The sequence below is a fragment of the Nostoc sp. genome (genome assembly GCF_036917675.1).
In the GTDB taxonomy this organism is placed as follows: Bacteria; Cyanobacteriota; Cyanobacteriia; order Cyanobacteriales; family Nostocaceae; genus Nostoc.
In genome coordinates this window covers 58520-82691 of sequence record NZ_JBALCT010000064.1, presented here as the reverse complement: position 1 = coordinate 82691, position 24172 = coordinate 58520, and the positions used below count along the sequence as shown (strand labels likewise).

Below are 24172 nucleotides of genomic sequence, written 5' to 3'. Positions count from 1 at the left end.
ACTATTTATTAAATTTGGTAAATTATGAACCTGAAACGCCGTCAATTTTTATTGTTAAGTAGCCTCGGTGCTATTGGTACAGGATTTTTAGGTTGGATGTTAGCTCATCAAAATCATCAAAGTGCTGATATTAGCGATTCAACAACAGCTATAGCCGCCAACCCAGCTAAGAAAGACTTGTTATTACGTTTTGTGTCTGTTGCGGATACGGGGACTGGGGCTAAAGGACAGTATGCTGTGGCTGGGGCAATGAATGCTTATCATAAGCAAAATCCTTATGATTTAGTAGTTTTAGCTGGAGACAACATTTATAATAACGGCGAAATTGAAAAAATCGGCGAAGTTTTTGAGCGTCCCTACCAAGCTTTGCTAAAGCTTGGTGTGAAATTTCAGGCTTGTTTAGGTAATCACGATATTCGTACTGCCAATGGTGATCCACAAGTCAAGTATGTCGGCTTTAATATGAAGGGACGTTACTATACATTTCGTCGTGGAACTGTGCAATTTTTTGCTTTAGATACTAACAGTAATGCTGATTGGAAAAACCAGCTATCTTGGTTACAAAAAGAATTAAGTCTTAGTAAAGCTCCTTGGAAAGTGGTGTTTGGACATCATCCGATTTATTCATCAGGTCAGTATGGGAGTAATCCAGATTTTATTAAAACTTTCACTCCTCTATTTCAAAAATACGGCGTTCAACTTTACATCAATGGCCACGAACATAGTTATGAACGTACTCGTGCTATTGATGGTACAACTTATTTAATTTGTGGCGCAGGTGCAGGTAATCGTCCTGTAGGGCGTTCTGAGTGGACAGAATATTCCACCAGTGATTTAAGTTTTGCTTCTTATCAGGTGTATAAAGATAGAATTGAAGTAAGTGCGATCGCTACTGATAATCGCGTTTTTGATCAAGGTATTATTAAGTTGAAATCAGCGTAATTATTATGAAAGTCAAGCGATTGCAAATGGAATCATTCCGTGGAATCGGCGATTTAACGCTAGAGTTCGATGAAACGAGTCCAACGGCATTGATTGGTATTAACGGTGTGGGCAAATCTAGTATTCTTGACTGTTTGGCTATTCTTTTGTCACAGATGATAAGGGAGATTGCATATGCAGGGTCAAGAAAGAGAAATAGGATTCAAGAAGTAAATTTTCTTTTATATTCTAACATTCGCAATGAATACGAAAAATCTATTCCCGGAAAGCCGGATATCAAAGAGCGTTTATTGAGCGAAGACGATATTACAAACGGATATCAAAAGACACATAACGAAATTCAAATTTTTCTGCAATCAAGGGAAGTAAGTTGGTTTCTTACAACGTTTAGTAAAGAACGCAATGAAGAGCCAAACAAAGAAAATCGGGAGTTAAACACAGCCGCTCAAGATATTCACCGTCAGTGGGAAACAAATCCTAAGTTTAACTTGCCTTTAGCTGTTTATTACCCAGTTAAACGTTCGGTTCTTGGGATTGACTTGCAAATTACAGAAACGCATTCATTTAAACAGATAGATGCTTATGATCAAGCGCTAAACGGAGTACAAATTGGTTTTCATAGGTTTTTTCAATGGTTTAGATCCTTGGAAGATTTAGAAAATGAAGAAAGGCGGGATAACCCTGAGTTTAAAAACCAACAGATAGAAGCAGTAAGACAATCTATTTATTCACTAATTCCAGGTTTTTCAAACTTACGGGTACGTCGTTCTCCCTTGCGGATGACTGTGCAAAAACAACGTGAGGAACTTATAGTTGATCAGCTATCTGATGGGGAAAAATGCTTGCTGGCAATGGTGGGAGATTTAGCAAGACGATTAGCGATCGCTAATCCTAGTTTACCAGATCCACTCCAAGGTGATGGTGTTGTTTTAATTGATGAAATTGAACTACACTTACACCCAAAATGGCAACGAGAAATTATTCCAGCTTTAACAAGAACATTCCCTAATTGTCAATTTATTGTCACCACTCATTCGCCTCAGGTAATTAGCCAAGTCAAGCCGGCAGGAATTTACATTTTAGAAAAAACAGACGAAGGTGTTGTTGCTAAAAGGCCAGAAAGTTCCTTTGGGAGAGACAGCAATCGCATTTTAGAAGACCTCATGGGTGTTCCAGCACGTCCACAGAAAATTAAGGAAAGTCTTTTAGAACTTTTTCGATTAATTGACGGAGGAAACCTTGAAGGTGCTAGGCAATTACGTCAAGAGTTAGCCAATGAAATTGGAGCAGATGAGCCGGAGTTTGTAAAAGCAGATGTACTCATCCGGCGCAAGGAAATTATCAATCGATGAAACACATAAAAAAGGGTGCAGAACCGATTAGCTTAAGTAAATGGAATAAGAAGCTTGGCGGTAAGATACTTCCTTGGGTAAAATTCAAACAATCAGTGAAAAATAACGTGTTCGAGGCATTGCTCTCTGAACAAGGTTATATCTGCTGCTACTGTGGTGCTTCGATCATGAGGAATGAATGCCATATTGAACACTTGAAACCCAAAAGTATTTATACACAATTGACTTATGAATACACAAATCTCATGGTGTCATGTCAAGGTGAAGATGAAAAGCAAACTCGAGTACCAGTACATTGTGGTCATAGAAAAGATAAGTGGTACGACGATCATCTGATGGTTTCACCTCTCGAAATAACCTGCACTCATTTTTTTAAATATCTTCCTTCTGGCGAAATTCAATCAACAGATGAGCCAGCTAAAAAAGCTGCTGCTGAAACAACGATTGAGAAGCTTGCACTCAATATCAGCAAGCTGCAAAATATGCGTAGGCTAGCAATTGACGCTGCATTGCTTGCTACTGATGGTTTAACTGAAGCAGAAATACAGCTACTTGCTCAAGGTTATGAAAAACTAGATGCTAAGGGTCAATATACTCCGTTTTGTGCTGCTATTAGCTATTTTTTCAATAATTATTTTTGATTCAATAAACTATGTGCGTAGGGTATAGCCCGTCTTTGCATCACATTCACCTTATACTAAATAACATTAGCCTAATTCTCACCGCAAAACTTTATGATTCTTGAGGCAGTAATACTTCATGTTAAATCTGGTCTAGAATCCGATTTTGAAGCTGCTTTCAAAAAAGCTTCTACAATTATTTCCTCAATGGACGGATATATATCCCATGAACTGCATAGATGTATAGAAGTCCAAGGTAAATATTTATTACTTGTCAGATGGGAAAGTTTAGAATCTCATACTGTCGGATTTAGAAATTCTGCTGAGTATCAAGAGTGGAAAAAACTTCTGCATCATTTTTATGAGCCATTTCCCACTGTTGAACACTTTGAAAAAATTGAAATATAGAAAAGTATAAAACAAGATCCCCAACTTCTTTGAAAAGTCAGGGAACTATGGCTGTATCACTCTACTCGTTGCAACTGTGCTACTCTTGGGTCAACAATTTTTTGTCCCAAACTAGCAAATTTAATTGCCACAGACATCTTACTACCCGTTCCGAAAACATGAGTGATTTCACCAAGCCCAAAAGTTTTATGTAATACTCTCTCGCCCACTTGCCAATTCTGCTTTGTATCTTGTTTTCCACTAGAAGTAGAGGCACTTTTAGTATAAGTTTGACGACTCAGGCGTTGAGTAGTTAATAATTCTTCTGGTAATTCGTCGAGAAATTGCGATCGCATCGCAGGTTCACGAGAACCATACAAACGACGTTCCCGCGCGTGTGATAAAAATAACCGCTCTTGGGCGCGAGTAATTCCCACATAACACAGGCGGCGTTCTTCTTCCAAAGATGCGGGATCACTCAGCGATCGGTAGCCGGGAAATAGCCCTTGTTCTAATCCCACCAAAAACACTACGGGAAATTCCAAACCTTTGGAAGCGTGTAAAGTCATTAAAGAAACGGCTGTCTGTCCTTCTTTTAAGTTATCCAAATCGGAACTGAGGGCGGCACTACTCAGAAAATCTCGCAGGGAAACCTCTTCGTTTTCTTCTTGAAATTGCAGTGCGGCGTTGTAAAGTTCCTGAACGTTTTGTACCCGATCTGTGGCTTCATCTGTGCCTTGATTCATCAAGTCTTGAACGTAACCAGAATCTTCTAATATTCCTTGCAAAACCTCAGTCACGGGAAGCGTACCGATTTGCCCTTGCCAACGGCTAATCATTGCGGCAAAGCTATTTACAGCTTTTGTCGCCCGTCCAGCTAATGTATTAACTGATGTTTCATCGCTGAGTATTTCCCACAGGGTTGTCCCTAATTGTTGGGAGGCATTCACCAAAGCATCAATAGTGGTTTTGCCAACTCCTCGCCGAGGAGTATTGATGACTCGTAATAAACTTACTGTATCAGATGGGTTAGCGATCGCTCTTAAATATGCGACGACATCTTTAATTTCTTTGCGATCGTAAAATCTCATTCCCCCTACAACTGTGTAAGGAATTTGATATTTCACCAACAATTCTTCAAAGGGGCGAGATTGAGCATTTGTCCGATAAAGTATGGCAAAACTACCCCAGTCTAACTCTGGATTTTGGTTTTTTAAAGTGCTAATTTGATTAATCACAAATGCCGCTTCTGCAAGTTCTTCATCGGCTTTGTGACAAGTAATCTGCTCGCCCGGACCTCGCGTTGGTTTGAGGATTTTATCAATCCGTTGGGTATTATTTTCAATCAGTTCATTAGCGGCTTGCAGAATGTTTTCACAAGAACGATAGTTTTCTTCCAGCTTAACCATCGTTCGGGTGTCATCATCTACTAAACCATCACCAAAGTCTTCCTGAAATCCCAGCAAGATCGTGAAATCTGCCATCCGAAAGCTGTAAATGGATTGATCTGCATCGCCGACAACGAAAACTGAGCGATTTTCCCATTTCCATTCACTCTTTCTGGTTTCGCCATTAGTAACCAATAAATGAATAAGTTGATACTGAGTGCGGTTAGTATCCTGATATTCATCTACGAGGATATGGTGAAACTTGCGATGCCAATAACCCAATACTTGCTCATTTTGCTGAAATAATCTAGTCGGTACAAGAATTAGATCATCAAAGTCGAGAGCATTATTTTCTGCTAACTTATCTTGATATAAATTGTAAACTTGGGCAATCACCCGTCCACGATAATTGGGTTGTTCTTGCTCAAATTCCTGGGGTGATAAACCTTGGTTTTTAGCATTACTAATAGCGTAGCGGACAGAGCGGGCGTCAAACTTCTTATCGTCTAAATTTAGTTGTTTATTAACGATTTCTTTGATCAGAGTCATCACATCTGATTCATCAAAAATAGAAAAATTGCGATTCCAACGGCGTCCTTTTTCGTCTACGTATTTTTCAATATCAAAGCGGAGAATCCGAGAAAATAGACTGTGGAAAGTGCCACACCATAAGTCTTTGATAGTATTTTTATAAACTTGCGATCGCAATTGCGTTTGTTGATATTCTGTCAACAAATCAAAACGCTGACCGTGTTGTTTCATTGCAAGTTGTTCCGCAAACAGCCGTTGAATCCGGTCTTTCATCTCCCGCGCGGCTTTGTTGGTAAAAGTAACCGCCAAGATATTTTCTGGATCAACACGGTGTTTCAGAATTAGATTCGCAATGCGATAAGTCAGCGCTCGTGTTTTGCCGGAACCTGCGCCAGCAACAACTAGCAACGGGCCGCAGTAGTGTTCGACAGCTTGACGTTGACTAGGGTTAAGGTGACTGAGAAAGTCGATGGTTGTTGTCATGGATGTGAAAAAGCGATCGCAGCAGCGCTATTGCCCAGGTTACAACATCCTAACGAAACTTGGTCAATAAAGATTGTATGGCAATATTCTTAACCAGAATGGTACTCTATCATGATTTATGTAGAAGCAAGAAAAAGCTATGCTGTCAGTCAAAGGCACATTCCAAAACGGTGTGGTTCATCCTAACGAACCAATTGAAGGGCATGAGGGGCAGTCAGTTATAATCTGTGTTTGTCGAAGAAAACCACACACCTCAGCCAGCAACGCCAGAAGACTCAGATTGGGATAAACTGAGGCAGTTGATTAAAAACTGTCTGTGCAGTTGATACAGATATTGGCGACTTGGCACACCAGCATGACCATTATCTCTATGGAATGCTAAAGCGGCCGTGTAAAAGCGTACCCATTGATGATAAAATCCCGGCACGAATGGGAGCAAGCAATTGCAAACTGCTAAAATTTCAAGTGTTTCGGCTTTTCTTAGTGCCATTCGGCTCATTTACTAATACCACTAATTTTCCTGTTGTTTGATTAGACTCCATATATTGGTGGGCTTCAACAATCTCGTCCAGATGAAAAACACGGTCTATATTCACCCGGTTTTGCCCCACTTCTACACCATCAATAAATCGTTGCAAGTGTTCAATAGATAAATCTTCAGTACCTCCGGTGTAAACGGTCAATCTTACCGTATGAGGAATATCATCCATTGGCGAAAAGTCGTTTAGTGTCCAGGCGTTACCCAAAATACCGGTCATGCAGAGAATGCCACTAGGGGCAACACATTGCAGGGAATCCAGCAGGGTAGAGGTTCCTACCAGTTCCAAAACGCGATCAACCCCCTTGGGAAAATTCTGACGGATAGAGGTTGCGATCGCTCCTGTATCTATTACAACCCGATCAACCCCATTTGCTTGCAAGGCTTCTACTTTCGAAGGATTGCGAGTAGTCGCCACAACGGTTAGCCCCAGTTCTTTAGCAAGGTGTGTTGCGGCCATACCAACTGATGAAGTACCCCCCCGAATTAATAGCGTCTGCCCAGCCTGCACGCCCAAACCGGACATGAGAGAACCGTAAGCCGTCTGGAACATTTCTGGAATGGCTCCTAACACTGACCAGTCGAGGTTACTCTTAATCGGAAATACGCAGGCTTGCGGGACACAGGTGTATTCGGCATAGCTGCCATCAAACGCTCGTCCCATACCTCCCATAATCGCTGCTACCTTCTGACCGGGCTGAAATGGGGTGTCAGGGGCGGCTTCGACAACACCAACGCACTCAATCCCCAAAATTCGGGGAAGTTGAACACTGGGAGAGTGCCCTTGACGCGTGAACATCTCAGAACGGTTTAGACCAAAGGCTTTGACCTTGATTAACACCCATCCAGGCTGAGGAGATGGTTTTGTAATCTCTTGTAACTGAAGGGCTGTCGGATCACCGGGAGATTCTAAAACAATTGCTTTCATAACGTTAATCAGAGACTAAATTAGCTCGTTCTATGGCGTCAAACCCAGTTTTTGTATGAGCACCATCACAGAATGGTTCGTTGCCTGTAAGCTGGAGCATTTATGGGGAGCAAGCCGCTACAGCTAATTGGATAAGTTAATTGGATGCCTGTGAAGAGGCAAACAAATACCGATGAATTTTCCAATTACCGTTCTCCTGCTTGAAAATAAATATCTCATTATTTCCTTCAGACGTAGTTTTGTTGTCGGCTAAAACAGTTGCCGTGCCTGATGATGAGGTGCGCGCATAGGCAAGTTCCCCCATTGCCTCTACCTCATGGATCGTAAACTTGACCTGGAGTTGGATAGTTTGAAAAATTTGCTTGTAGGTATCAAGAACTGCATCGCGTCCTACTTGAGCAGGTGCAAACTGGGGCATGAATATCGGATCACTGCTGTAAAGTTCCAGCGCCGCATTCGCATCTGACGCATTCAAAACCTGCTCATATTGCTGAAGAACTTCTTGAATCTGTTTCATAGATACTTTCCTAAATTGAGGTTTTTTAACCTATTGAGCAGTGTACATATTCTTAGATTTGATGGGTAGTGGGTAAAATTGAGAAACATTTTCTCAAATATGGAAAGATAAAATGGACTTCAACTCGGCTGCTTTGTTTGTCAAAGTGGTTCAGTATGGAAGCTTTTCGGAGACTGCCCGACGGATAAATACCCCAGTGGCAACAGTAAGTCGGCGGATTGCCGATCTGGAAAAAAACCTCGGCATTCGACTTTTAGAACGTTCTACACGCCATCTGCGAATGACTCAAGCAGGTACAACGTTTTATGAATACGCGGCTCGCGGGTTTGAGACGTTTGAAACTGGCTTGTCTATCCTTGAAAATCAGCAGCAGGAACTGACAGGGACACTACGGCTCTCTCTGCCGCCTGCATTTCTTCCTTGGCAAGAACTACTACAAGAGTTTCAAGTACGCTATTGCAAAGTCAAGCTCGAAATTTTTATTACTGAACGCAAGATCAATTTGATTGAGGATGGTATTGATGTGGCTTTAAGAGTTGGTAAACCCAAGGATAATCAGACAATTACCAGGAAGTTGGGTGAATATCGTCATCAGCTCGTTGCTAGCCCAGATTTTCTCGAAAAATATGGTGAACCTTCCCAACCAGAGCAACTTCTCACAATGCCTTGTGCGAGTTGGAACACCCGAACTGATGCGAGAAAATGGTCATTAGGAGATGAGTCGATCCAGATTGCTCCCAGTTTGCAAGTCAATGATTATCTTCATCTCCTGAAGTTAGTTCTAGCTGGTGCATGTGTTACTGAACTGCCCCCTTTCCTGATCAAAGAGCATCTAGCTAGCGGACGGTTGAAGACATTACTGGAAGATTATTCGTTACCCACTCAACAACTAAATCTGCTGTATCCATCCTGTAAGCAAGTATCTCGTTTGGTCAGTACTTATATTGACTTTTGTACTGAGTGGGTTGATTGCTTATTTCAATAGTAAGAAACTTTTACTGACAGAATTTACAACCCACATTCCGCACCAGAAAGTGTCACAGGGCGATCAAGATAAATAATTAGTACTGATACTAAAAGGAAAAGAGATGATTATTCTCATATCTTGCACCTGGAAATACGGATAGTCTTGCAAGGGATGGCGCAGAGCGCCCACACCTTGGCGATCGCACTTTGGGGATTGAGTAATACTGATTAAGTTCAAGCTGTCACCTAAACCATCAACAGTTCATAAGAAAAAGGAAGAGATAACGGGCTTTGTCCCAGTCAAAGCCAGATGGATAATAGAAAGAGCCAACTCTTGGATGGAAAAGTGTAAAAGTTTGGTCAAGAATTTTGAAAGAACTCTTGAATCATGCCACCATCAAGGTTAATCTTTGTTTTGTCCGACTGATGCTTAAAAGATTAGCGACTGGTTAGATAGAACCCATTTGGGATCTATACAGCCAGCGTCTTGATCAAGAATTGGGGACTAACCGACTGTATTAGTTTTGCGGTGATGACACAGGAGGGCATTACTCAAGCCTTTACATCTGACCGTCATTTTCTAGCAAGCGGAGTTTACCAAACTGTTGTAAATCAAAAAATACTGGGATTTAGACAAGGTTTGTGTAGGGGCAATTCATGAATTGTCCCTACAATACGTTAACTTTTCTACGTAGAAAAGTTAGCCACTAGTTATTCCGGCGCGTTCTGTCGTAAAATCAGCGACGGGGAATCAAACATCAAAACATGGTGGGCAAGCTCTCACTTGTTCTGTTGTCAACAGAGCTTACAGCTATTTTCAGTGAATTGAACTACAGATTTTTGTAGGGATACGGCAATGTTCCCTAGCCCGTGGTTTATTTGCTTGAAAAACGCTGTAATACTTAACTGAGAGTATAGTCACCAATAAGACTATTCACTCCTTGAGTACCCAATTGACATTGGGTAGCAATACACGATACATCATCATTGAACCGTTAAATTTTTAAAGATGAAAAATTTCTTTAATTGCAGGTTTCGCCAGTATAAAGAGGAGTGGATATGGATTTTAGCTTAATTGTATCCAACATTTTGAATCCGCCAATTCTGTTTTTCTTTTTAGGCATGACTGCTGTTTTTGTCAAGTCTGATCTAGAAATTCCCCCACCAGTGCCCAAACTCCTTTCGTTGTATCTGTTGTTTGCTATTGGTTTTAAAGGAGGGGTAGAACTAATCAAAAGCGGACTGAATCAGGAAGTAATTCTCACGCTCTTGGCAGCAATGTTGATGGCTTGTTTTGTGCCAATTTACACCTTTTTTATCCTGAAGTGGAAACTGGATACTTACGATGCTGCTGCGATCGCAGCAACCTACGGTTCTATCAGTGCTGTCACTTTCATCACTGCTGGCGCTTTTCTCAGTGAGCTTGGTATTCAGTATGATGGCTACATGGTAGCAGCTCTTGCCCTGATGGAATCTCCAGCAATCATTGTTGGTCTGATCTTGGTGAATATATTCACCGCCGATGAAAAGCGAGAGTTTTCTTGGTCGGAAGTTTTGCAAGAAGCATTTCTTAATAGTTCAGTTTTTCTACTAGTCGGTAGTCTGTTGATCGGTGTATTGACAGGAGAACGTGGTTGGCACGTATTAGAACCCTTTGCTCAAGGGTTGTTTTATGGCATTCTCACCTTCTTTTTACTGGATATGGGACTAGTCGCTGCTAGAAGAATTAAAGACTTGCAAAAAACCGGAGTTTTCCTGATTTTATTTGCGATACTAATTCCAATACTGAATGCAGGCATTGGGTTGGTGATTGCCAAATTTATCGGTATGCCTCAGGGAAATTCGCTATTATTCGCTGTATTGTGTGCCAGTGCTTCTTACATTGCTGTCCCAGCAGCGATGCGGATTACTGTTCCCGAAGCAAATCCTAGCCTATATGTTTCTACCGCTCTAGCAGTAACATTTCCGTTCAATATTATTGTGGGAATCCCGTTATATCTCTACGGAATTAACCTATTTTGGAGGTAATAATATGCACGTAGTTAAAAAGATAGAAATTATCGCCAACTCCTTTGAGCTTGCCAAAATTTTAGATAGTTTAGACAAGTCTGGTGTACATAGCCATGCCGTCATTAGAAATGTTGTTGGTAAAGGATTACGAGGAACTAGTGAAGATTTAGACATGACCATGCTTGATAATGTTTATATCCTTGCGTTTTGTATGCCAGAACAACTCAAGCGTGTTGTCGAAAATATCAAACCACTTCTCAACAAGTTCGGAGGTACTTGCTACGTTTCCGATGTAATGGAGATTCGCTCAGTTAGATGTGTCGCATCGATTTAAGAGAGTGATAAATTCAATGAAGCATTTCATGGAACGTCGTGACTTTTTGAAGTTGGGAATGACCGGGGCGTTTGGAATGATGTTAACTGCCAGCGATCTACTCTGGCAGGTTGAACAGGCTAAAGCTGCCGAAATACCCTCAAACTCCCCTGAATCCCTCAATCCCGATGCAGCGTTGCAAAAGCTGATGCAAGGGAATCAGCGATTTGTTGCTCATCAACCCCAATATCCCGATCAAACTGCGCTGCGGTTGCAGGAAGTTGCTCAAGCTCAACATCCATTTGCAACTATTCTTAGTTGTGCAGATTCACGAGTACCCGCAGAAATTGTTTTTGATCAGGGCATTGGGGACATCTTTGATGTTCGGATTGCCGGAAATATTGCCACACATGAAGCGATTGGCAGTATTGAATATGCGGTTGTTTTGTTAGGTTCTCCCCTGCTGATGGTGATGGGTCATGAGCGTTGTGGGGCTGTAACCGCAGCTGTCCAAAACGAATCGTTACTCGGTGATATTGGTACTTTTATTAAGGCAATTAAGCCAGCCGTAAAAAAGGTCAAGAGTCAGCCGGGTGATGCCGTTGAAAATGCTGTGGTGGCAAATGTGCAATATCAAATTGAACGCTTGAAGCGATCGCCGCTTTTAACTGAGCAGGTGCGATCCGGCAAATTGAAAATTGTCGGCGGTCGTTACGACTTGGATACAGGCAAAGTGAGTATCATTACTTAATTCGGCATTTGAGTGCTGAGTCCTGAGTGCTGAGTGGGGAATCTCACTTCTTTACTCAGAACTCGGAACTCGGAACTGTTTTACCCAATGCCCAATGCCCAATGCCCAATGCCCAATGCCCAATGCCCAATGCCCAATTCCCAATGCCCAATGCCCAATGCCCAATGCCCAATGCCCAATGCCCAATTCCTTCAATCCTGCACAGTCATTGGCAGACGAATAGTGAAAGTAGAGCCAATTCCCGGCTGACTATTCACAATAATCTCACCACCCATCATCTCGCAAAAGTGGCGGCTAATTGCCAACCCCAGTCCCGTACCTCCATACTTTTTCGTAGTCGAGGTATCTCCTTGTGTAAAAGGTTGAAATAACTGCTGCTGTTGACGGTGAGACATACCTATACCTGTGTCGGTAACGGTAAAAGTAACCATACCCAAAGGAGCCTCTGGTCGGAATTCATCCTTTTCTAGGTTGACTGTCAGCGTCACCTTGCCATTTGTAGTGAATTTACTGGCGTTACTGAGTAAGTTTAATAACACCTGCCGCATCCGAGTTTGATCGGCGTACATAGTGCCAAGTTGCTGATCAAAATCCACTTCTAAAACATTGGCATTTTTTTCTATAGCTGGTTTGACTGTAAGGACGACGTTATGAATCAGCGTCGCAATCTCGAATATCTCTGGATAGAGGGTCATTTTCCCGGCTTCAATTTTTGACAAGTCGAGGATTTCGTTAATCAAGTGCAGTAGATGCTTACCAGCAGAGTTAATTGTCTCTAAATCTGTAATAAAGTCTCCCGATAAACCCAGATCGGTAGCGTCGTCTTCTAGAAGTTGGCTCAAGCCAATCACAGCATTTAACGGTGTGCGTAATTCGTGGCTGACATTTGCCAGAAATATGCTTTTTGCCTTGCTAGCAGCTTCGGCTAATTCTTTAGCTTGTTGTAGTTCTTTTGTTCGCTCAGATACTCGCTCAATCAGATGATTTAGAGATTTGGCGAGTAGCCCAATTTCATCTTCAGTGGTGACGGGCGCTCGCAAATCGAAATTAGATTTTCTGGCAACTTGTTCAGCTACTTGGGTGACAATGATCACTGGTTCAGCGATCGCGCGACTGGTACGCCAAGCTATAATGGCTGCGATCGCCACTGATACCAGCATACTGATCATCACGATCAATCGCTCAACTACTTTTGCCTGCTCAACGGCTTTTTGCTTTTCTTGCTCTTGATCTTCAGCAGTTTGGAGGATGTTAGTCAATTTTTGCGAAAGCTGGTCTAGCCGCACGGCTGTTTCACCACGCATAATTGTTAATAACTGCGATCGGGCAGAAGAAATTTGCTTCTGCTGCACTTGTTGGGAGTCAATTTTGTGTAAGACGACCTCGATTTGGTCAACGTAAGCTTTTAAATTAGTCTTGTAATCCAGCAATAACGTCTGTAAAGTCGAACTTGTTGCTGCTAGTCTTTTAGGTTTACTATCGATAAATCCGGCAATTTTTGACTCTAATTCTTTAGCTTTTTCAACATTCTTCAGAAAATCGGCTTTTTTGCTTTGTAGCTGTTGTGAATTTTCCAATACAGCAACTAAGTTAGAGCTATGTAATTGCGCCCCGACTACTGCATCTTTATAATTACTCAGTAGTTGCCCTTGTTCATAGGCTTGATTGAATTGCCTGACTTCCTTTCCACGGTAGTAGCTGGCGATCACTAACCCAGTCAGTGAGCCAAAAAAGCCAATTGCGATCGCTACAAAGTACCCATAGCCAATTTTTTGATGGATGCGCCAAGAACTAGCTTTGAGTTTCCCTCGTGATGGAAATTCTATGGTTGGGAGTTCGTCTGTCGATGGCTCTTCGGCTGACACTTTTTTGTTTTCTGAACTTTTGTCGATCGGGGTTGGCTTTTGAGGGGAGCATTTCTCAAACCTCCTTGCCTTCCCGCAAAAATCACCAAATCAGTTTAGCTTGTGCAAACACTTCAATTGGTGATTAACATCTAGATTATCCTCTTTTATAGTAAGAGCAAATCATTGCTCACTAGATAATTAGCATAATCTTATAATATAGTATAAGTGATTTAGATAGCAATGCTGCTAAGTATACTTACTGGCAGCGAATAGAATTCACTTTTTTCAGGAGCAAGGAATAATTTCCTGTATTAAAGACCTGTCTAAGACGGTCTTCTCCTTACCACACGATTTTCCTCAATATACAGTTGATAGCAATGAGTTCTTGCCATCAGGTATGCCACTACTCTAGCTTACTGCTTCCTTATAAAATTAATACAATCAGGAAAAAAACAAAAGCTTTGACATTCGTTAGGCATTGGGCATTGGGCATGGGGCATTGGTTATTTCTCCCCCATCTCCCTCATCCCCAGGTACCTATATCATAAAATAGGTTAAAAGTCTAGTCTATATGAACACACAAAAATTTTTATTACGTATTAATATCAATACGAATGCGTTAATTGACGAACGCGGCTTAAGATAGTTTTAATATCAGATAAAATCGGCTTCTAGGCTTATATAAATGAGAGGTAGACTGATTTTTGCCTGATTTGTACTTAGATTTAGTACGATTATGAGCAAATGACACGGAATGGGATAATCACAACCTGAGGATTCCAGTTGATTCCAAAAAATAGAACTCAGGAAGTTGATTATAATACATCCTGCTGCCTTGTGAGTTCTATCCTGCTGCTGACTTTCTACCTTGTAGTTGATGCAGTAGATATTACGGGGCAATTATGGTTATAGGACACTAAAACCTTTTTGTGTGCTTCACCCAATTGTACTGATGCACTTGTGCATTACTTGATCAACAGCCTTTTGGTTGTAATTATCGAGATTAGAAAAACTCAACTATCAAATTTATGGGAGTGAAAATGCCAGAACAAGAATTTACCGAAACCGCATCCAAAGAGACTACAGTGGCAGAGATCAACAACCAAACCGGAAGCATCACCAAACTTCAGCCTCCCGCGCAGTCTCAAGACGAATGGCTAAAATACGGGGAGCAAATTTCTACCTTTTTAGCAACGTTGCCAGAATATGTGGGAGGCTTCTTTAATCAATATAAGCAACCCTTGGTAACAGTTGGTTTAATTGTGGGATCAATTGTTGGGGTTAAAGTACTCTTGGCAATATTAGATGCTTTAAATGATATCCCCTTGGTAGCACCTACTTTTGAGTTGATTGGTATTGGTTATTCTGCCTGGTTTGTTTACCGCTATTTACTCAAAGCCTCAACCAGGAAAGAGTTAACTGGTGAAATCACCGTTCTTAAATCACAAGTTGTCGGTAAAGAAATTCCAGAAGCTTAATATCTAATTATCGCTTCTCTACCAGACGCTCTTGCTAGCTTGCTCCTGTGTAGGAGTACGCTCTAATTCTAAATCACAGAAGTCTGATCGCCGACTTCCGGCGATCAGACTTCTTTCAATATTCCCTACGAAGTTCATTGAGACGAACCTCCTGCGGACAATTTCCCCTTTGGGTTCGGTTTTGGGGTCTGCGAAAGTTCTGAAGATATTTTGGGCGATGCCTGGGTTGGGCGTAGATGCAGCATTATACTTTGAGATGGAATTGCCTTCAACTTGCCACGTTTTACTAAAGCTTGATGAATCATCGCCGCCACTTCCGCCCGACTAGCTACTTTGTTGGGATCAAGAATTTGTGGATTTGGATAGTTAACTACCAAACCATTGGCTGTAGCAGTGGCTATTTTGTTAGTAGCATAGGTTGGAATATCTTTAGCATCTTTATAGACACTTAAAATCTGATTTGGGGAAGTGGGTGCTTTCAAATTCAACCCACTAACAAGGGCAACTAAAACTTGCACTCGCGAAATATTTTGTTGTGGTTTGAAGGTTTTTTTCGGGTAGCCTTTGAGAAATCCGGCACTGATGGCTTCGTCAATTGCTGGAGTTGCCCAGAATTTTGCTGATACATCTTGAAATGCGATCGCAGTCTTAGACGGTTCTTGGTCAAAGGCTTTTTGGAGTATAGCAGCAAATTCGGCGCGGTTTACAGGCTGATTTGGTCTAAAAGAATAATCAGGAAACCCTTTGAGAATACCACGGGAAGAAAGAACGTCTATAAAACGCCGACCCCAAAAGTTATTGGGCACATCGTTAAATGCAATTGGCGGTGGAATGATTGATTTTGGTTTTGCCGGAGTTACTAAAGGCAATGCTGATAATGTAATTGATGACTCAAGTCCTGCTGAAGAGGATACAGGTGTCTGTGGTTGTGAAGATTGAGTTGGGATTACCTGAACAGATGGCAACACGGGGCGGGAAGGAGTTGCGCTGTTAGTTGGGAATGAACGTGTGGTGGGTTCAACAACAGCCTCCGGTGGAGAATAGGGTAAAACGTTGTTGGGGACTGCATTTGGTTCTACCTTGGCAGTAGGAGAGGGCAATAGTTGATTTGGTTGAACACTACCAGATGGAGTAGAGGCAGGCGACAGCAGCGCGTTTAAGTTCCAGCTAGAATCCCTGCGGGACAATGACCAAAAAAGAATCGCTCCGATAGTGGTGAAGGCAACCAGAATGGCTATAAATTCATCAAAGCCAAGGGCAGTTTTTTGGGATGACTCCGGTTCGGAAGGAGGTCTATTTGTCATCGTGATTACCGTAATAGCAGTAAAATTTGTGTCTAAACAAATTAAGCCACAGATGGCTCTTTTACACCAGCCCTTTTTAATTCGTAATGAGGCTCGCGGACTCCTTCACGCTACGCTAACGTAATTCGCAACAAAAATATTAGGCTTCTGGTTCAATGCCGAGCGATCGCAATTGGACCGTTAGGCGATCGGCTCTTTGGCGTTCCTGCTCTGCCCTTTGGGATTCCTGTTCGGCTCTTTCATCGCCACTCAACAACAAATTACCTTGTAAATCCCACCAACGCAGCCAGGGTAATTCCACGTTCTGATAAACTCCTAGCCATAAGCCTAATTCAACACCTAAAGGAACGATGGGATAATGCCCTCGCTCATTTGCTGGTAACACCTGATATTGTCCTTCAATCAGATGATAAACTTCTATACTGGCTTTACTCACTTCATAAATGCCGTAGAAGGGAGGACGAATCACCTGCTCATAAACCCAAAATTTACCCTTCCAAGGAGTTTTATCTCGTTCTTCTGCACCATTGCCAGAGACAAATTCTAAGACAATCAACGGGGCAATGTATTCTTGCCACAATACATAAGAACGTCGTGTTTGCCCATTCAGCAAAAACGGTACATTCGGTACATAAAACCAATCTGGTGCTTCTGCGCCTTTTTCAGGGGGATCAGTCAAGCGCCAATAAATGCCTAAGTCCTGGCCAATACAATATTGATGTTCAGGATTTAATTGCTTGAGGACGGGTGTAATCGAGTCAGTTAGTAGGAGGCTTTGGGGATGCTCTTGCCAATTTTTCACAAACGTGGCATCAGACTCAGGAAGTTGGGTATGGTCAGGGAAAGGAGTGAGGGCGGTGGGTGGATTGGTTGCAGAGGTCATAATGCTACCTTTGCACTCTTTGTAAAGGTTATTTTTAGTTTAGCTTGCTAAACCGAAACAGGATTTAGAGAGTGGCAGAATGTAAAATATTAACTTATTGTTTACCTGTCTTTGTAAAAATCAGGGTGTGTAGTGCCAGAAGAATTCAGTTACCAAATCTCACCGCCATTTTTGTCTGAGGGTAGCGATCGCGATCTCGGTTTAGAGTCAACCCTCCAAGAACTACCAATGTATAACTTCCCAGTGGAAATCAACCGCACTGGGATGGAAGTGGCTCATTTTTTGGAAAAATACCCCCTGCTACCAGGAGTAATTTTGGTAGAACAGGGAAAGTTCATTGGGATGATTTCGCGGCGGCGAGTGCTAGAATTTTTGATTCGCCCCTATGGACAAGAGTTATTTGTTCAGCAACCATTAGCCGTTCTCTACAGCTATGCGCGGATACCGATGTTGCTGCTTGCTGATACAACATCGATTTTAACTGCGATGCAACTTAGCTTAAAGCGATCGCCAGAATTATTAGCAGAACCAATTGTAGTCCAAACACAATCTGGAGCTTATAGATTGTTAGATGTCCAAGAATTAAATATTATTTCTTGGCAAATTCGGGGAATCGACAATTTGGTGCGGTATGAACGCAGCCAAGCCCAAATGATTCAAAATGATAAAATGGCAAATCTGGGGCGTTTGGTAGACGGCGTAGCCCACGAAATTTTAGACCCAGTGGGTTTTATTTGGGGTAATATAATTTATGTTTCAACCTACAGTCAAGATTTACTCAAGCTGATAGCGGCTTACGACAAAGAATTACCATCAGCGTCCCAGGCAATTAATCAGATTAAAGAAGAGATTGAATTTGATTTTTTAGAACAAGATTTGTCGCGATCGCTTGCTAGTATCCGCACTGGCGCGGAAAGATTAAAAAAACTTGTTACCAGCTTACAAAACTTCTGTCATATCGATGAACTTTATCCCAAGCCAGTAGATTTACACGCCTGTATAGATAGTATTATTTTATTAATTAATAGTCGTCTTCAAGGCGAAATTGAAATCGTCAAATACTACGGTCAATTGCCGCCAGTGTATTGCTTTATGGGGCAGTTAAATCAGGTTTTGATGAATATTTTCAGCGAAATTGTGGATACTTTACTCAATGAAGGTGTGCGACAGCAGTTGCATCTAGAAGATACAAAGACTGTTCAAAAACCCCGAATTGAGATTACCACAGAAGTAATTTCACAGCAAGCAAGCAACCCAGATGCACCAGATTCTCGCTGGGTTTTAATTCGCATTGCTGACAATAGTTCTGGAATGTCTCAGGAATTACAACAGCAAATTACCGACTCTTTTTCTTTTGAAAGAAAGACTGGTAAAAATACTAGTTTAGCAGTAAGTTATCGAATTATCACCGCGAGACATGGCGGAAAATTGAGTTTTAATTCACAGATTGGTATAGGCACTGAATTTGAAATTTTATTGCCTTTAGTTTGATTGAATTATGAATTATGAATATCTATCATAACGTTGTGTTAAATTATTTCCGAAACTTGCTGCTGGATAGGAATTTTAACCATAAACTCCGTTCCTTTTCCAAGTGTTGACAAAAATTCTAACTTGCCGCCATGTTTTTCGGTGATGATTTGATAGCTAATAGCCATTCCCATTCCTGTTCCCTTACCGACAGGTTTTGTTGTAAAGAAGGGATTGAAAATCTGTTTTTGAATCGATTCTGGAATTCCAGATCCATTGTCAGCGATCGCAATTTTTACCCATTGCGAATCAACGACAGAGGTAAGAATTGTGATGCGGCTGGGATTATCGCGTATTTCTCGATAAGTTCGTTTGGCATTAAATTCTTCGAGCGCATCAAGTGCATTTACTAAAATGTTCATAAACACCTGGTTAAGTTGTCCGGCGTAGCATTCTACATTGGGTAAATTGCCGTAGTCTCTGATAATCTGAATCTCTGGGCTTTTATCAGTGGCTTTGAGGCGGTGTTGCAAAATCATCAAAGTATTTTCAATGCCTTCATGAACATCTACGGGTTTGAACTCACTTTCATCTAGGCGGGAGAAGTTACGCAGTGACAACACAATATCCCGGATACGCTCCGTCCCGATATTCATTGAGTTCAATACCATAATCGCGTCTTTTTCTAGAAACTCTAAATCGACGGTTTTGCGTTCAGTTTGAATTTCAGCAGGTGGGTTGGGGAAATGACGATGGTAAAGCTGGACTAGTCGTAATAAGTCATGAGTATATTGGCTGATATAGCTGAGATTTCCGTAAATAAAGCTAACGGGATTGTTGATTTCATGAGCAATACCAGCCACCATTTGACCCAGGGCAGACATCTTTTCGCTTTGAATCATTTGAGCTTGCATTTTATGCAAACTATCTAACGTATTTTCTAACTTTTGGCCTCTGTGCTGCAAATCTGTCCGAGAATCTTCTAACTCACAAATAACTTTCTTCAGTAAAAATTCCTTTGTGCAAATGTCAGTTTCTAGCTGGCGGCGTTCAGATTCGCAGCGTTCCAGCTTTTTCCGCAAGATACGGTTTGTCTTTTCTAACTCTTGGATCTGTATGGAATCGTCTTGGTTATCCATACACTACTCATTTTGTTCCCATTAACAGTGTGACAAAGGTTTTGTTATGAAATTGCGTTTCACCTCCCCTCACCAAAGGGGCAATTTCACCATAAGCGTAGAAACCACAACAAGGTAATGCCTTTGGTAAATGAGTTTTGACAAGCTGATACTCAAGTCTTGTGAGAGTTCCCAGAATTCGCCGACGGGCTGCACAGGAAATAAGTAACGCTGCTGTTGGCTCCACACCGGGATAATCGGCAAGAGCATTCTTCAAGGATGTCTCAGAAGCTGACAGAATATGATCACGAGTTGCATCAGTAATTTGTACAACTGCCTGTTCAGGAATATCAGAGAAGAACATAACGCTACCAGATTGTTGATCGTAACCATTGGGTGCCCGCATATAAAAATGGTCTTGATCCTCAAAAACTGCTAGAGCATGGATGGCATAGTTGGACGCAAATCTTTCTTCACCGAGATAGTGCTGGTAGAAATCTAAGGCACGCTGTCCATCAATTTCATAGACTACGTTGCCATTAACTTTAGTTACACGGCTACGTTGACTGATAGGAGTCCAACCACTGGCAACTCCGTGGGAAAATAGTATTTGTCCAGAGAACAGCAACACTGGAACTGAATCACTCAATACTTCACCCTGGAAGAATTGGTAGGTTTTGTCAAAGGTATAGTCATCGGCAGCCATTCCCCCAATAATCGGAATATGCTCTCCCAGGTTTTGTTTTAAACCCTCTAAAATTAAGACCCCATTGCTTGTCAGACTATCGGGAAAAGTGAGGCACAATTTTGGTAAGGATGCACTCTTTGCCTTAGCTTGTGCGATCGCTTCTTCGGCTGCAAGGGCTGGATTTTTGGATACTCCTCGTCCAACACCTGAGTGAATTTCCACTTGGTCTGTAGCAAACAGCATTAAGGTTAGAGAATCTTGCTGAAACTCCAGAATTGAAGAGATTTCTCCATTTGTAGTTCCACCAATCAACTCAATTCCGGGGAAAGCATTCTGGATGCGTTGTAAAATTAACGCATGGTCAAAGTCTATAGCAGTGAATAAAAGTCCAGCTTGAGGAAGTAAGCCAGCAAGGGAACGACTACATTCTTGAAGAACTTCAGCGATCGCATTTTCAGAATCAGGATCGTCGCTATGACCAACAAAAACTCGAAACACAGCTACCTCATTGTAAGTTGAAATTACCAGGTAGCTAATCCAATTCGGATATCAGCACCCAGCAACCTACACTTAGACTTCCCACTTATTTGAACTAAATCTCAATTCACCCGACTTTTTATCGAAACAGAATTCAGATTCACCAAGAGGCGGCAGCCCCAACGACGGGCATTCCCAGTCGGAGACTGGTAAGGAGGTAAAATCAGCATGAAATCGTGTTCAAGTTATTCTTTTATAAGTTTAAGATACTCAATACCTTCGCCAAAATTAGAGGGTTAGGGCGAGACAAAAAAGCTCAATCCCTTGGATTGTAATGGTTTCAGGCTTTTGAATTTGGCTTTAAACCTATATCCCGAAACCCGCATTGTGCGGGCGTTCTAAAAAATTGGCGAAGGTATTGATACTTAGATAGTATTTAAGGTTTCCCACTCATCTAAAGAAACTTCAAACTCTCTATTAACTTCTTCCATAGCTAACTTTTCTGTTTCAAAATAGCCAATTTCGGAAATTTCTCCATCTTGTGATACATCGAAACGGTAAAAGCCAGAATCTGTTATATATTGTACAATTCTAATTTCTTTAGGTGGATCTAAGTCTTTATATATTCCATCTATACATATACGTCGATATATAGCTCCAGTAGATTTATGGTTTGGATTTAAGAAAACACGATACTTGACTACAGGAAAGCGTTGCTTAAATAATTCAATGAGTTCAAAGAACACATCACATGCCTTTGCTTCGTCTCCAACTTCTCGGAGAATGATATTTTTCCATCCTGCTGTTGATTCATTCCATTTATAATATCGAGCTATCCAGTCGTGGAACTGTCTAAATGGTGGTGTCTCTTCTTCAAGTAAGATCCCACTTTCCCAACTAGCTAAATCATAGCCATCAATAAAGCCGCGTAACGCAGTTAAGGAACGCTGTCCTAAATACATTCCTGGTCTTGGTCTCATCATTTCTAAAAGCTCATAAATATTTTTCATTTATACTGCCTATTGAGAAACCAACTTACTTGCTATAGTGATATTTTAACCCAGAATATACCCCCAGCCCCACCCTTAAAAAGCAGGGCTATTTCACTCCCTAACCTGAGTTATTTATTATTAAAATATCGTTTTTAGAAAACTTTCACCACGTTGATAAATTTCCCGCGCGTAATCAGTCCAAGCACCTTGTCCCCAATAACGAAAACAACTTGTTTGCAGCAAAAGGTTATGTAGAAGAACGTTACGGTAGTTAAATTGTCTGCTAATAGGTTCTGCTGAGTCAACTTGCTGTAATGGATCAAATTTTTGATGGAATAAACTGCTCAATTGATACATGGGAGACAACACATTTTCATATCCTTTTACCCAACTGATATGATTTGTCCACGAGGCTCCATCCAGATGAAAATTAGAGTTAATTTGCTTTAATTCTTGAATGGCATTCTCTACAACTTCAGGTTGAATATTATCTGGTGAAACGCGCTCCCAAATCTGATGCTGTCCCACTGGCTGACAAGTTGGATAATCTTCAGGTTTGCATCCAGCAGCTTCGATTAATTCTAAATATTCTGTACCACACATCCCAACAACACCTGATTTTCCTCCCCCGTTATTCACCATATCCCACCAAGCTTGTTTAAAAGCGCTGGGAAATTCATTCATCATCACGCCGCCATTTTCACCATCTCCAATTTGGCTAACTATAGGTGGCACCAATACACTGCCAATTTGTTGTTTTGATAAGGTTTTGGCTTCATAATAAGGCTGCATTTGTGCGACTAATTTAGTATCCGAACCTTGGGTTTTAATTAAAGCTGTAATGCTAATTGTTTCGCCTTGAGAATTGCGAGCAATGAGACGATGTGGTAAATGTTTATGAGTAAGAGATTGACCGCTAATTGTTTCTACAGAATGTTCTTGAACGAGTAGCCAGCGATATCCACATTCTTTCAGCGCTTTCACAAATTCAAAGAGAGCATCAGGGTGATTTGGGAGGTGCATTTCTGGAGGCGAAAATCCTTTGACTCGCGCTAGTGCTTCCCAGCCAAAAATTGCCGCAAAGTGATGTTGCCATGCAATGATATGCAATTTAATATCTGCTATGGGTGTGGAAGGAATAACTGCATGACCCCACATTGTACCCAGCCATTCTACATAAGGTTGGTAGGTGCGATCGCAAGTAATACGTTTGAGATTATCGAGAACATCACTGCGTCCCATTTGCCGCAGTCCCCACAAAAGATTACCTGAGTAATCCAGCATCACACGGGGATTGCAACCTTGATTTACAAGTTCGGGGATCAAGTCTGCCATGCGGCTGTAACAATAAGCAAAAGCATCTGCATTATGGTTATCCCCAACATTTGGATGTTCAAACATATATTGCAGATTGCTGATCAGTGTACCACCATTTCCGGCGGGTATAGTTGGCTGGTGCATGTGTAAGGCGATCGCAAACACAGCATTTACGTCTTCTAAGCGGATATTCGTTGTCGGTAAAAATACTGGTTGATCATGGTTAACTACAGAGAGAACCTCTGTTTCCCAACCAGAAATATTCGGTAAGCCATCAATGATTTCGGGCAAAGGAGTCAGGGTTGTGGGCAAGGAAAGCATTTCTGTTTGCTCCGAAATAAGGTATGTCTAATTATGCGATCGCCGCAGCAATTTCTCAGTTCAACTTAGATCCATTTAACCAAACTGCGATCGCGTAGAGAAATAAGCAAGCTATTCTACTAACCCAATACATAGATAAAAAAGTACACAGAGGTAGCTACGACTCTCTGTGTCGCTATTGTGTGAGCAAATGTGATTATATTTTAATAATATTGCTATTATTATCAATTATTACTGATATTTATTTTAGCATTCGATGCCCTTCACTGAGAATACATAACTGAAGTTTTAAAGATGCCGTTGGGCGCTCGCGTCCTCAAGTCCTTTGTTCCCCTACACTACGGTACTTTTGGTGGCTTACCCACCCGTATTTTCTATGTATTTGTGGGACTTGCACCACTAATTTTGTTTATCACTAGGTTGGTGATGTGGTGGTATCGTTACAAAGGCAAAAAACTTAAACATCAGATGATGAAAATGGTTGAGCATTGAAGTAAAAGTTAAGATTTGTTGGCATACATGCAGTGCTATATGGTTACTTCCGTTTAAAA

At 41.5% G+C, this 24172-nt stretch carries 23 protein-coding genes; 12 read left to right on the top strand and 11 right to left on the bottom strand.

Annotated features, from left to right (window positions below; genetic code table 11):
* The first annotated feature begins 24 nt into the window (after positions 1–24).
* The 4 genes from V7K31_RS24275 to V7K31_RS24260 all read left to right on the top strand — a co-directional run bounded on the left by V7K31_RS24275 (position 25) and on the right by V7K31_RS24260 (position 3322).
* Complete coding sequence (locus tag V7K31_RS24275; protein WP_335097411.1) at positions 25–942, top strand: metallophosphoesterase family protein; 918 nt, start codon at positions 25–27, stop codon at positions 940–942.
* Between the two features lie 5 nt (positions 943–947).
* Positions 948–2294, top strand: coding sequence for an AAA family ATPase (locus V7K31_RS24270; protein ID WP_335097409.1), 1347 nt, complete (start codon positions 948–950; stop codon positions 2292–2294).
* Positions 2291–2935, top strand: a complete 645-nt coding sequence (locus tag V7K31_RS24265) for a retron system putative HNH endonuclease (RefSeq protein WP_335097408.1) — start codon at positions 2291–2293, stop codon at positions 2933–2935. Before V7K31_RS24270 ends, V7K31_RS24265 begins: the two co-directional genes overlap by 4 nt.
* Before the next feature lie 93 nt (positions 2936–3028).
* A complete protein-coding gene (locus V7K31_RS24260; RefSeq protein ID WP_335097406.1) occupies positions 3029–3322 on the top strand; it encodes an antibiotic biosynthesis monooxygenase family protein in 294 nt (97 codons plus the stop codon).
* Positions 3323–3378: 56 nt separating this feature from the next.
* On the opposite strand, the gene pcrA is transcribed toward V7K31_RS24260, so the two are convergent.
* From pcrA to V7K31_RS24240, 4 genes are all read right to left on the bottom strand, one after another.
* Positions 3379–5703 carry a DNA helicase PcrA gene (gene pcrA, locus V7K31_RS24255; RefSeq protein WP_335097405.1) on the bottom strand — a complete coding sequence of 775 codons (2325 nt, stop codon included), beginning with the start codon at positions 5701–5703 and terminating at the stop codon, positions 3379–3381.
* Positions 5704–5956: 253 nt separating this feature from the next.
* Positions 5957–6193, bottom strand: coding sequence for a hypothetical protein (locus V7K31_RS24250; RefSeq protein WP_335097403.1), 237 nt, complete (start codon positions 6191–6193; stop codon positions 5957–5959).
* Positions 6165–7169 carry a zinc-binding alcohol dehydrogenase family protein gene (locus tag V7K31_RS24245; protein ID WP_335097401.1) on the bottom strand — a complete coding sequence of 335 codons (1005 nt, stop codon included), beginning with the start codon at positions 7167–7169 and terminating at the stop codon, positions 6165–6167. The genes V7K31_RS24250 and V7K31_RS24245 overlap by 29 nt, the downstream gene beginning before the upstream one ends.
* A gap of 136 nt (positions 7170–7305) precedes the next feature.
* Positions 7306–7686, bottom strand: coding sequence for a YybH family protein (locus V7K31_RS24240; RefSeq protein ID WP_335097399.1), 381 nt, complete (start codon positions 7684–7686; stop codon positions 7306–7308).
* 112 nt (positions 7687–7798) lie between these two features.
* On the opposite strand from V7K31_RS24240, the gene V7K31_RS24235 reads away from it, so the two are divergent.
* The 5 genes from V7K31_RS24235 (at position 7799) to V7K31_RS24215 (ending at position 11949) form a co-directional block, all read left to right on the top strand.
* Positions 7799–8671 (top strand): LysR family transcriptional regulator, encoded by an 873-nt coding sequence (locus V7K31_RS24235; RefSeq protein ID WP_335097398.1) that lies wholly within the window; start codon positions 7799–7801, stop codon positions 8669–8671.
* A gap of 1040 nt (positions 8672–9711) precedes the next feature.
* The gene (locus tag V7K31_RS24230; RefSeq protein WP_335097397.1) at positions 9712–10680 is read left to right on the top strand and encodes a sodium-dependent bicarbonate transport family permease; all 969 of its coding nucleotides are present in this window, start codon (positions 9712–9714) and stop codon (positions 10678–10680) included.
* Positions 10681–10684: 4 nt separating this feature from the next.
* Positions 10685–10996 carry a P-II family nitrogen regulator gene (locus V7K31_RS24225; protein WP_335097396.1) on the top strand — a complete coding sequence of 104 codons (312 nt, stop codon included), beginning with the start codon at positions 10685–10687 and terminating at the stop codon, positions 10994–10996.
* A 28-nt stretch (positions 10997–11024) separates the two neighbouring features.
* Positions 11025–11726: a carbonic anhydrase gene (locus V7K31_RS24220; RefSeq protein ID WP_335097767.1), complete on the top strand. Its 702-nt coding sequence runs from the start codon at positions 11025–11027 to the stop codon at positions 11724–11726.
* Positions 11727–11820: 94 nt separating this feature from the next.
* Positions 11821–11949 carry a hypothetical protein gene (locus tag V7K31_RS24215; protein WP_335097394.1) on the top strand — a complete coding sequence of 43 codons (129 nt, stop codon included), beginning with the start codon at positions 11821–11823 and terminating at the stop codon, positions 11947–11949.
* Here the strand turns inward: V7K31_RS24215 and V7K31_RS24210 are convergent.
* Positions 11918–13591 (bottom strand): sensor histidine kinase, encoded by a 1674-nt coding sequence (locus V7K31_RS24210; RefSeq protein ID WP_335097392.1) that lies wholly within the window; start codon positions 13589–13591, stop codon positions 11918–11920. The genes V7K31_RS24215 and V7K31_RS24210 overlap by 32 nt on opposite strands.
* A 1022-nt stretch (positions 13592–14613) precedes the next feature.
* Between V7K31_RS24210 and V7K31_RS24205 the strand changes: the two genes are divergently transcribed.
* The gene (locus V7K31_RS24205; RefSeq protein ID WP_335097764.1) at positions 14614–15051 is read left to right on the top strand and encodes a CAAD domain-containing protein; all 438 of its coding nucleotides are present in this window, start codon (positions 14614–14616) and stop codon (positions 15049–15051) included.
* Between the two features lie 134 nt (positions 15052–15185).
* Here the strand turns inward: V7K31_RS24205 and V7K31_RS24200 are convergent, their stop codons facing one another.
* Together V7K31_RS24200 and V7K31_RS24195 are read right to left on the bottom strand one after the other, a co-directional pair.
* On the bottom strand, positions 15186–16355 hold the full coding sequence (locus V7K31_RS24200; RefSeq protein ID WP_335097391.1) for an S-layer homology domain-containing protein: 1170 nt from the start codon (positions 16353–16355) through the stop codon (positions 15186–15188).
* A 139-nt stretch (positions 16356–16494) separates the two neighbouring features.
* Positions 16495–17238, bottom strand: coding sequence for a Uma2 family endonuclease (locus V7K31_RS24195; RefSeq protein WP_335097390.1), 744 nt, complete (start codon positions 17236–17238; stop codon positions 16495–16497).
* A gap of 132 nt (positions 17239–17370) precedes the next feature.
* Between V7K31_RS24195 and V7K31_RS24190 the strand changes: the two genes are divergently transcribed.
* Positions 17371–18729, top strand: coding sequence for a sensor histidine kinase (locus tag V7K31_RS24190; protein ID WP_335097389.1), 1359 nt, complete (start codon positions 17371–17373; stop codon positions 18727–18729).
* A 38-nt stretch (positions 18730–18767) separates the two neighbouring features.
* Here the strand turns inward: V7K31_RS24190 and V7K31_RS24185 are convergent, their stop codons facing one another.
* From V7K31_RS24185 to V7K31_RS24170, 4 genes are all read right to left on the bottom strand, one after another.
* The gene (locus V7K31_RS24185; protein ID WP_335097388.1) at positions 18768–19847 is read right to left on the bottom strand and encodes a sensor histidine kinase; all 1080 of its coding nucleotides are present in this window, start codon (positions 19845–19847) and stop codon (positions 18768–18770) included.
* Between the two features lie 7 nt (positions 19848–19854).
* The gene (locus V7K31_RS24180) at positions 19855–21012 is read right to left on the bottom strand and encodes an FIST signal transduction protein (RefSeq protein ID WP_335097387.1); all 1158 of its coding nucleotides are present in this window, start codon (positions 21010–21012) and stop codon (positions 19855–19857) included.
* Between the two features lie 404 nt (positions 21013–21416).
* The gene (locus tag V7K31_RS24175) at positions 21417–22001 is read right to left on the bottom strand and encodes a hypothetical protein (RefSeq protein WP_335097386.1); all 585 of its coding nucleotides are present in this window, start codon (positions 21999–22001) and stop codon (positions 21417–21419) included.
* A 120-nt stretch (positions 22002–22121) separates the two neighbouring features.
* Positions 22122–23621 carry a glycosyl hydrolase family 57 gene (locus V7K31_RS24170; protein WP_335097385.1) on the bottom strand — a complete coding sequence of 500 codons (1500 nt, stop codon included), beginning with the start codon at positions 23619–23621 and terminating at the stop codon, positions 22122–22124.
* 294 nt (positions 23622–23915) lie between these two features.
* On the opposite strand from V7K31_RS24170, the gene V7K31_RS24165 reads away from it, so the two are divergent.
* Positions 23916–24113: a PepSY-associated TM helix domain-containing protein gene (locus tag V7K31_RS24165; RefSeq protein WP_335097383.1), complete on the top strand. Its 198-nt coding sequence runs from the start codon at positions 23916–23918 to the stop codon at positions 24111–24113.
* The last annotated feature ends 59 nt before the right edge of the window (positions 24114–24172 follow it).